Annotated in this window: 8 protein-coding genes; 5 read left to right on the top strand and 3 right to left on the bottom strand. The window is 70.4% G+C overall.

Going from position 1 to position 9,256, the window contains the following annotated elements:
• Positions 1–59 precede the first annotated feature (59 nt).
• Both ACFUJY_RS14630 and ACFUJY_RS14625 read right to left on the bottom strand, forming a co-directional pair.
• Positions 60–1,472, bottom strand: coding sequence for a hypothetical protein (locus tag ACFUJY_RS14630; protein ID WP_383298627.1), 1,413 nt, complete (start codon positions 1,470–1,472; stop codon positions 60–62).
• A gap of 122 nt (positions 1,473–1,594) precedes the next feature.
• Positions 1,595–1,789 (bottom strand): hypothetical protein, encoded by a 195-nt coding sequence (locus ACFUJY_RS14625; protein WP_383298626.1) that lies wholly within the window; start codon positions 1,787–1,789, stop codon positions 1,595–1,597.
• Positions 1,790–1,945: 156 nt separating this feature from the next.
• On the opposite strand from ACFUJY_RS14625, the gene ACFUJY_RS14620 reads away from it, so the two are divergent.
• Positions 1,946–2,920: a carbohydrate kinase family protein gene (locus ACFUJY_RS14620; protein ID WP_383298625.1), complete on the top strand. Its 975-nt coding sequence runs from the start codon at positions 1,946–1,948 to the stop codon at positions 2,918–2,920.
• 8 nt (positions 2,921–2,928) lie between these two features.
• Here ACFUJY_RS14620 and ACFUJY_RS14615 read toward each other — a convergent pair whose 3' ends face one another.
• A complete protein-coding gene (locus ACFUJY_RS14615) occupies positions 2,929–4,311 on the bottom strand; it encodes a cysteine desulfurase/sulfurtransferase TusA family protein (RefSeq protein ID WP_383298623.1) in 1,383 nt (460 codons plus the stop codon).
• A 463-nt stretch (positions 4,312–4,774) separates the two neighbouring features.
• Here ACFUJY_RS14615 and coxB point away from each other — a divergent pair, with 463 nt between their 5' ends.
• From coxB to ACFUJY_RS14595, 4 genes are all read left to right on the top strand, one after another.
• Positions 4,775–5,737 carry a cytochrome c oxidase subunit II gene (coxB, locus tag ACFUJY_RS14610; protein ID WP_383298621.1) on the top strand — a complete coding sequence of 321 codons (963 nt, stop codon included), beginning with the start codon at positions 4,775–4,777 and terminating at the stop codon, positions 5,735–5,737.
• Complete coding sequence (gene ctaD / locus ACFUJY_RS14605; protein WP_383298619.1) at positions 5,734–7,470, top strand: cytochrome c oxidase subunit I; 1,737 nt, start codon at positions 5,734–5,736, stop codon at positions 7,468–7,470. The genes coxB and ctaD overlap by 4 nt, the downstream gene beginning before the upstream one ends.
• Positions 7,467–7,865, top strand: coding sequence for a cytochrome c oxidase subunit 4 (locus ACFUJY_RS14600; protein WP_383298618.1), 399 nt, complete (start codon positions 7,467–7,469; stop codon positions 7,863–7,865). The genes ctaD and ACFUJY_RS14600 overlap by 4 nt, the downstream gene beginning before the upstream one ends.
• A 124-nt stretch (positions 7,866–7,989) precedes the next feature.
• The gene (locus tag ACFUJY_RS14595; RefSeq protein WP_383298616.1) at positions 7,990–9,246 is read left to right on the top strand and encodes an Ig-like domain-containing protein; all 1,257 of its coding nucleotides are present in this window, start codon (positions 7,990–7,992) and stop codon (positions 9,244–9,246) included.
• Positions 9,247–9,256 lie beyond the last annotated feature (10 nt).

The raw sequence follows: 9,256 nt of genomic DNA, 5'->3' as shown, positions 1-9,256 counted from the left end.
GGCCCCGGGACTTCGGTCCCGGGGCCGCCGCCGTTGTACGAGGGTGCGTACGAGGAGGCTCAGGCGCGCGGCACCAGGGCGCCGGAGGCCGCGTCGACCACCTTGCGGCCGTCCAGCGGCCGGTCCAGCGTGACCGTACGGGTCAGCTCCTTCGCGATCATCACGCAGACCTTCCCCGGCTCCGCCTTCTTCTCCGCCACGGTCACCCGGACCGCGTCCCCGTCCTCACGCGCGGCGGCGGTGTACGTGCTGCACACCCCGCCCCAGAACGTCACCGAGAGCGTCCGCCCGTCCGCGCTGTACGACGTGACCGCCCGGTCCTTCGGCGTGGCGTCGCCCGTGGACTCGCCCGGCACCGGCTCCCGCGTCAGGTACTCCGGGTCCACCGCCACCTGAGTGACCGTGTCACCGACGCCACCGGCCGGCTTCACCGAGAAGATCCAGGACGGTACGAGCAGCTGCTCGCCGCCCGTCGTGTGCACCGCCAGGCCGAAGACCGCCTTCTCCACCGTCACGGTCGTCGCCGGCCGCTCCGCACCGGTCTTCGCCCCGCAGCCGACCCCGTCCGACAGCGGGGCCGGCGAGGCGCAGCCGCCGATCTCCCCGGCCGGTGGCTGCGCCGCGTTGAGGCGCTCCAGCGCCTCGGCCGCGCCGATCACCGGATAGGCGTCGCCCTTCTCCAGCGCCTTCAGCTTTCCGGCGCCCCCGGTCACCTGGCCGTCGGGGCCGACCTGGACGCCGGTCGCCCAGCCGTACGTGGGCAGCCCGTCCACCACCGGATCGGCGTTGACCACCCGGACCGAGCCCATCAGCTGGCCCGCGTCGAGCGCGGCGTCGTCCTGGCCCGCCGCCTTCAGCACCGGCGCGGCGGCGGCCTTCGCGGTCTTCTCGTCCACGGGCTGCCCGGAGCCGCCCGGGGCCACCGAGCAGACGGCCCCCTTCTTGCAGTTGTCCGTCCCGCCGGAGCCGTACCGGGTGAAGGTCCAGCTCCCCGGCGCCTGCTTGTTCACCCGCAGCACCGGACCCGAGCCGTCCCCGTCCGAGCCGACCTTCCAGGAGGTGGCCTCCGACTGCGGGGTGCCCGCCAGTCCGAGCGCCTTCGCCAGCCTGGCCACCTCGGCGGCCGTGACCGTGCCCCCGGCGCGCTGGACGGCGGCCTTCGCCGGCCCGTCCGGCAGCTTGCCGGACGCGCGGTAGACCAGCCGCCCGCCGTGCGGATCGGGCTCGCCGGGAGCGATGCCCTCCCGGGAGGGGGCGGTCGGCGTTCCGGCGTCGTCCAGGGCCAGGGGCGGGGGAGTCCCGCCACCGCCGGGCGCCGCGCTCCGCGTGTCGTCGCCGCCGTCCGCCGCGGTCGCGGCCCAGTACGCGCCGCCGCCACCGGCCAGCAGGACGGCGGCCGCCACCGAGGCCGCGACCAGCGGGGAACGCCGCCGGGTGGTGGTCACGTCGTTGTCGGGTCGCTCGGTGCTCACCGGATCGCTCCTTCGCCTGCATCGCCGTCGTGCGCTCGGCCGGCGCACGGCCCGCCGTGTGGGGCGGACAGGGCTGGGACGGATCAGCGAGGCACCTGGTTCCCCGGGGTCTGCCCAGGGTCCTAGGGCCGGTCCTCCATCGCGTCGAGCAGCCGGGCGGAGGCGGGCGGCACGGTGACCCCGTGGATCAAGGCGGGCGCGACGCGGGTAGGGGTGGTCCTCGTGGGCACCACCCAGTGCGGGGCCATCCGGGCGCAGTCTCCGCGCAGCTCGGCCAGACCGGTCTCGGACTCGCGCGGGGCGATGTGGTTCGGCATAACGGCACCGTAGGCACCACGGAGCCCGCGAAGAAAGCCCTACTATCGGGTAGTTTTTCCGCTTCGGGGCCGGCGCGAGCGGGTAGCGTGAACTGTCACGTCACCCCTGGGACGCGGACATCCGTTCCCTTCGACCTCCGCAGGAGACGTCTCCCCGTGCGTATCGCAGTCACCGGCTCCATCGCCACCGACCACCTCATGACCTTCCCCGGCCGCTTCGCCGACCAGCTGGTCGCCGACCAGCTGCACACGGTCTCGCTCTCCTTCCTGGTCGACAACCTGGACGTACGCCGGGGAGGGGTCGCCGCCAACATCTGCTTCGGCATGGGCCTGCTCGGCACGAAGCCGATCCTGGTCGGCGCGGCCGGCTCCGACTTCGACGAGTACCGCGCCTGGCTCGAACGGCACGGCGTCGACACCAGCGGGGTACGGATCTCCGAGGTCCTGCACACCGCCCGCTTCGTCTGCACCACGGACGCCGACCACAACCAGATCGGCTCCTTCTACACCGGCGCCATGAGCGAGGCCCGCCTCATCGAGCTCAAGGCCGTCGCCGACCGCGTGGGCGGCCTCGACCTCGTCTCCATCGGCGCCGACGACCCGGAGGGCATGCTCCGCCACACGGAGGAGTGCCGTACGCGCGGCATCCCGTTCGCCGCCGACTTCTCCCAGCAGATCGCCCGCATGGACGGCGACGAGATCCGCATCCTCCTGGACGGCGCCACGTACCTCTTCTCCAACGAGTACGAGAAGGGGCTCATCGAGTCCAAGACCGGCTGGACCGACGAGGAGATCCTGGGCAAGGTCGGCCACCGGGTCACCACGCTCGGCGCCCAGGGCGTGCGCATCGAGCGGGCCGGCGAGGAGCCCATCGAGGTCGGCTGCCCCGAGGAGAACGTCAAGGCCGACCCGACCGGAGTCGGCGACGCCTTCCGGGCCGGCTTCCTCTCCGGTCTCGCCTGGGGCGTCGGCCTGGAGCGCGCCGCCCAGGTCGGCTGCATGCTCGCCACGCTCGTCATCGAGACCGTGGGCACCCAGGAGTACACCCTGCACCGCACCCACTTCATGGACCGCTTCACCAAGGCGTACGGCCACGAGGCCGCCGCCGAGGTCCACGCGCACCTCGTCTGACGCGCCGCTCAGGAGAGCCGGCGGACCACATAGGCCGCGCCCCGGTCCGCCGGCTTCTCGCCCACGTACTCCTGCTCGCGCATCGCGCACCAGGCCGGGATGTCCAGCCGGGCCGCCTCGTCGTCGGAGAGCACGGTCACCGTGGCGCCCACCGGCACCCCTCCGATCACCTTTGCGAGCTCGATCACCGGGATCGGGCACCGCTTGCCCAGCGCGTCGACCACCAGCGAGTCGTCCGGGGCGGGGGAGGGGGCCGCGGCGGCCGGCGCGCCGAGCTGCTCGCGGACCCCGGCGACCAGGCCCGGCAGCACCTCAAGGAAACGGTCGACGTCCTCCTCCGCGGTGCCCCGGGGCAGCGACACGCGGACGTTCCCCTCGGACAGGACGCCCATCGCCTTGAGCACATGGCTCGGCGTCAGCGTGCTGCTGGTGCAGGACGAACCCGACGAGACGGAGAAGCCGGCCCGGTCCAGCTCCCCGAGCAAGGTCTCCCCGTCGACATAGAGACAGGAGAAGGTCACCAGGTGCGGCAGCCGCCGCACCGGATCGCCGACCACCTCCACATCGGGCACCAGTGCGGGTACCCGGGCCCGGATGCGGTCCACCAGGGCCCGCAGCCGGACCGCCTCGGCGTTCGCCTCCGCCCGCACCGCGCGCAGGGACGCCGCCGCCGCGACGATCGCCGGCAGGTTCTCGAACCCCGGCGCCCGCCCCGACTCCCGCTCGTCCGAGGGCCCCTGCGGCGCGAACCGGACCCCCTTGCGCACCGCGAGCAGCCCGACCCCGGCAGGCCCGCCCCACTTGTGCGCGCTGCCGGCCAGCAGCGACCAGCCCTCCGGCACCGGGCCCCAGGCCAGCGACTGCGCCGCGTCCACCAGCAGCGGCACCCCGGCCGCCCGGCACAGCCCGGCCGCCTCGGCCACCGGCTGCTCGGTGCCCACCTCATGGTTGGCGGACTGGAGGCAGGCCAGCGCGGTGTCCTCGGTCAGCGCCCGCCCGAAGGTCTGTGCGTCCACCGCGCCGGTCCGCTCCACCGGGACCCGGGCGACCGTGCCGCCCCGCTCCTCGTGGTCCGCCGCCGCGTGGAGGACCGACGAGTGTTCGACCGCCGACACCACCAGGCGGCGTCCGACACGCCGACGCCCGGCGAGCGCGCCGGAAATTCCGGAATGCACCGCGCCGGTGCCCGACGAGGTGAAGGTGAGCTCGTCGGGGCGGCACCCGACACCCTCGGCGGCGGCCTCCCGGGCCGCGTCGAGCAGCAGCCGGGCACGGCGTCCCTCACGGTGCAGCCGGGCCGGATCGGCCCAGCCCTCGTCCAGCGCGGCAAGCAGCGCCTGGCGGGCGACGGGATGCAGGGGGGCGGCGGACGCCGCGTCGAAGTAGGGCACCCGGTCACGCTAGGCCCTGTCGGGAAAATACACGAGTGCCGGCGCAGGAGGCGATGAGAGGGAAGGTCGAAGCCCGCGGCGGCCCCCCCCCCCGGCCCCGGGCGGGGGGCGGGGGACGCGGCGTCTATTTGGGGCCCCGGGCACCGGTCGGCCCTGTCGTCACATTCCCGTCTGCCGGGCGACGACGGGAATGTGACGACAGGGCCTAGCCCGGAGCGCCCCCGCCGCCCGCCACCGGCCGCTCCGCCCGGTGGAGGGGGCGTCAGATGGCAGCCGGAGGCGCGAATTCCACCCCTTCGGGGAGTCGGGCGGCGCGTTGGGCACCCTCCCCGCGCGACCCCAAATAGCGTCCAGTAGGGTTTGGTCCGCATAAACATCCAAACCCCTGCCCGTACAGGGCCGGCGACCGACCAGCGAGACGGCCGCGCCGACCGTGCGGGCGAGACTCTCGGGAAGGCGCTACGTGAGTCCCAACGGCTCCGACCGCTCGTCGCGGCGCCCGATGCGGCGGAAGCTGCCGCAGGTGCTGACTGCGGGCCTGATCCTGGCGACCGCCACCGGTTGCACGTACAAGGACTTCCCCCGCCTTGGTATGCCTACGCCGGTAACGGAAGAGGCCCCACGGATCCTTTCCCTCTGGCAGGGCTCGTGGGCGGCAGCGCTCGCCACGGGCGTGCTGGTCTGGGGCCTGATCCTGTGGAGCGTCATCTTCCACCGGCGCAGCCGCACCAAGGTGGAGGTACCTCCGCAGACCCGGTACAACATGCCCATCGAGGCGCTGTACACCGTGGTCCCCCTGATCATCGTCTCGGTGCTGTTCTACTTCACCGCCCGGGACGAGACGAAGCTCCTCACGCTCTCCTCGAAGCCCGCCCACACCATCAACGTGGTCGGCTACCAGTGGAGCTGGGGCTTCAACTACATCGAGAACGTGGACGGCTCCACCGCCACGGGCAACGAGGTCCCCAAGGAGCTCGACGCCATCCCGAACAGGTTCCGCAAGGACTTCCCCAAGGGTGCGGACGGCGTCTACGACGTCGGCATCCCGGGGGACCGGAACCCGCAGACCGGCAACCCGGGGCCGACCCTCTGGCTGCCCAAGGGCGAGAAGGTCCGTTTCATCCTGACTTCGCGTGACGTCATCCACTCCTTCTGGGTGGTGCCGTTCCTCATGAAGCAGGACGTCATTCCGGGCCACACCAATGCCTTCGAGGTGACCCCCACCCAGGAGGGCACCTTCATGGGCAAGTGCGCCGAGCTCTGCGGCGTCGACCACTCCCGGATGCTCTTCAACGTCAAGGTCGTCTCCCCGGAGCGCTATCGGGCGCACCTCAAGGAGCTGGCGAAGAAGGACCAGAAGGGCTACGTGCCGGCCGGCATCGAGCAGACTGACCCGGCCAGGAATGCGGAGACGAACAAACTGTGAGCATCCTCAACGAACCTCAGGGTGCCGCGGCAGCAGACGACTCGTACGAGGACGAGCTGCCGGTCCGGCGCAAGCAGCCGGGGAACGTCGTCGTCAAGTGGCTGACCACCACTGACCACAAGACGATCGGCACGATGTACCTGGTCACATCGTTCGCCTTCTTCTGCATCGGCGGCCTGATGGCGCTCTTCATGCGCGCCGAGCTGGCCCGGCCGGGCACGCAGATCATGTCGAACGAGCAGTTCAACCAGGCGTTCACGATGCACGGCACGATCATGCTGCTGATGTTCGCGACGCCGCTGTTCGCCGGGTTCGCGAACTGGATCATGCCGTTGCAGATCGGCGCGCCCGACGTGGCGTTCCCGCGGCTGAACATGTTCGCGTACTGGCTGTACCTCTTCGGCTCGATCATCGCGGTGGCCGGCTTCATCACCCCGCAGGGTGCCGCCGACTTCGGCTGGTTCGCCTACTCCCCGCTGTCGGACGCCGTCCGTTCGCCGGGTGTCGGCGCCGACATGTGGATCATGGGTCTGGCCTTCTCCGGCTTCGGCACGATCCTCGGTTCGGTCAACTTCATCACCACGATCATCTGCATGCGCGCGCCCGGCATGACGATGTTCCGCATGCCGATCTTCACCTGGAACGTCCTGCTGACCGGTGTGCTGGTCCTGCTGGCCTTCCCGGTCCTGGCGGCCGCGCTGTTCGCCCTGGAGGCGGACCGCAAGTTCGGTGCCCACGTATTCGACGCGGCCAACGGCGGCGCCTTGCTGTGGCAACACCTCTTCTGGTTCTTCGGCCATCCAGAGGTGTACATCATCGCCTTGCCGTTCTTCGGGATCATTTCCGAAGTGATCCCGGTCTTCAGCCGCAAGCCGATGTTCGGTTACATCGGCCTGGTGGCCGCGACGATTTCCATCGCCGGCCTCTCGGTGACCGTGTGGGCCCACCACATGTACGTCACCGGCGGTGTACTCCTGCCGTTCTTCTCCTTCATGACGTTCCTCATCGCGGTACCCACCGGGGTGAAGTTCTTCAACTGGATCGGCACGATGTGGAAGGGCTCGCTGTCCTTCGAGACACCGATGCTCTGGGCGATCGGCTTCCTGATCACCTTCACCTTCGGTGGTCTGACCGGCGTCATCCTGGCCTCGCCGCCGATGGACTTCCACGTCTCCGACTCGTACTTCGTGGTCGCGCACTTCCACTACGTCGTCTTCGGCACCGTGGTGTTCGCGATGTTCTCCGGATTCCACTTCTGGTGGCCGAAGTTCACCGGCAAGATGCTGGACGAGCGGCTCGGCAAGATCACCTTCTGGACGCTGTTCGTGGGCTTCCACGGCACGTTCCTGGTGCAGCACTGGCTGGGCGCGGAGGGCATGCCGCGGCGTTACGCGGACTACCTCGCCGCGGACGGCTTCACCGCGCTGAACACCATCTCGACCATCTCCTCGTTCCTGCTCGGCCTGTCGATCCTGCCGTTCTTCTACAACGTCTGGAAGACCGCCAAGTACGGCAAGAAGATCGAGGTGGACGACCCGTGGGGCTACGGCCGTTCGCTCGAATGGGCGACTTCCTGCCCGCCGCCGCGGCACAACTTCCTCACGCTGCCCCGTATCCGCTCCGAATCCCCGGCGTTCGACCTGCACCACCCGGAGATCACCGCGCTGGAGCAGCTGGACCACGCCTCCGAGGGTGACAAGGCCCTCGCCGGCGGCAAGGAGGCGGGCAAGTGAAGATCCAGGGCAAGATGTTCCTCGGTCTGGCGCTGTTCATCCTCATCATGGCCATCACGTACGGCGTGTGGTCGAAGGAGCCCGTCGGCACCACCGCGCTGTTCCTGGGCTTCGGCCTGAGCGTCATGATCGGCTTCTACCTGGCCTTCACGGCCCGGCGGGTCGACGCGATGGCGCAGGACAACAAGGAAGCGGACGTCGCGGACGAGGCCGGCGAGGTGGGGTTCTTCTCCCCGCACAGCTGGCAGCCGCTCTCGCTGGCGATCGGCGGTGCCTTCGCCTTCATGGGCATCGTCTTCGGCTGGTGGCTGCTCTACTTCTCGGCGCCCATCATCCTGGTCGGCCTCTTCGGCTGGGTGTTCGAGTACTACCGCGGTGAGAACCGCACCCAGTGAGACCGGTCCGCCGGTAGCACACCGCTCCACCTGACGGGGGGCCGACACTTCGACACGAAGTGCCGGCCCCCCGTTTGCAGTCGCCCCGCGCGCTGAAACGGACGAATGTTCTTAGCGTGAGTCCATGAACCACACGCTGCGCATCCGTCCCGTAGTGAGCTGCACTCTGCTGGCCGCGACCTTGGTCGCCGGGGCGGCAGCCTGCGGGGATTCCGATGGTCACCCCCTGTCGGCCCAGCCGTTCGACGCGGCCGACGAGGTCTCCTTCAACACGCCTGACGGCGGCAAGAAGATCGACCCCGACAAGCCCCTGGAGATCCGGGTCGACGCCGACGACGGCCGGATCACCGACGTATCGGCCGTGGACGCCGCAGGACGGCATCTGGCGGGCGAACTCGACGCCGACGGACACCGGTGGCACTCCACCGCCCCGCTGGCCGCAGGGACCCGTTACACCGTCAAGGTCCGCATGGAGGACGGCGACGGGGCCCCCGGCACCCGCACGATGTCCTTCGACACCGCCAAGGCCACCAAGTTCCTCAAGGTCACCTTCGGCCCCCGGGCGGGCACCTACGGCGTCGGCCAGCCCCTCGTCGCCACGCTCAGCGCCCCCGTCACGGACAACGCCTCACGCGCCACCGTCGAGCGCGGCCTGCGGGTCCGCTCCACGCCCTCCGTCGTCGGCTCCTGGTACTGGGTCGACGACAAGACGCTGCACTACCGGCCCAAGGAGTACTGGCCGGCCAACGCCGGCATCGAAGTCAGCTCCAACCTGACCGGCATAAAGGTCACCGACTCGCTCTACGGGGCCCCCGCCAAGGCGCTGAAGATCACCACCGGGGACCGCATCGAGGCCGTCACGGACGCCTCCGAGCACTCCATGACGGTGCTCCGCAACGGCGAAGTGATCAACACCATCCCAGTCACCACGGGCAAACCGGGCTTCGACACGCGCAACGGCGTCAAGGTCGTGCTCGGAAAGGAGCAGTACGTACGTATGCGCGGGGAGTCCATCGGGATCGCCGCCGGGTCCGCGGACTCGTACGACCTCGACGTCTACTGGGCCACCCGGGTGACGTGGAGCGGCGAATACGTGCACGCGGCGCCCTGGTCCACCGGCTCGCAGGGGTACGCCAACGTCAGCCACGGCTGCACCGGGATGAGCACCAGTGAGGCCGAGTGGTTCTTCAACACCGTGCGGGAGGGCGACATCGTCAGCGTCGTCGGCAGCGACGGCGAGACGATGACGCCCTTCGACAACGGCTACGGCGACTGGAACCTGTCCTGGGCCAAGTGGCAGAAGGGCAGTGCGCTGAACAACGACACCACCGCACCGCGGGTCGACACGGTCCGGGCGGCGCGGCTGCGCCCCCAGGTCTGACCGTGCGACC

This window comes from Streptomyces sp. NPDC057249 (assembly GCF_042669245.1).
Classification (GTDB): domain Bacteria; phylum Actinomycetota; class Actinomycetes; order Streptomycetales; family Streptomycetaceae; genus Streptomyces.
Note: the sequence above shows the minus strand (reverse complement) of the source record. Positions and strands in the feature narration are given on the sequence as shown.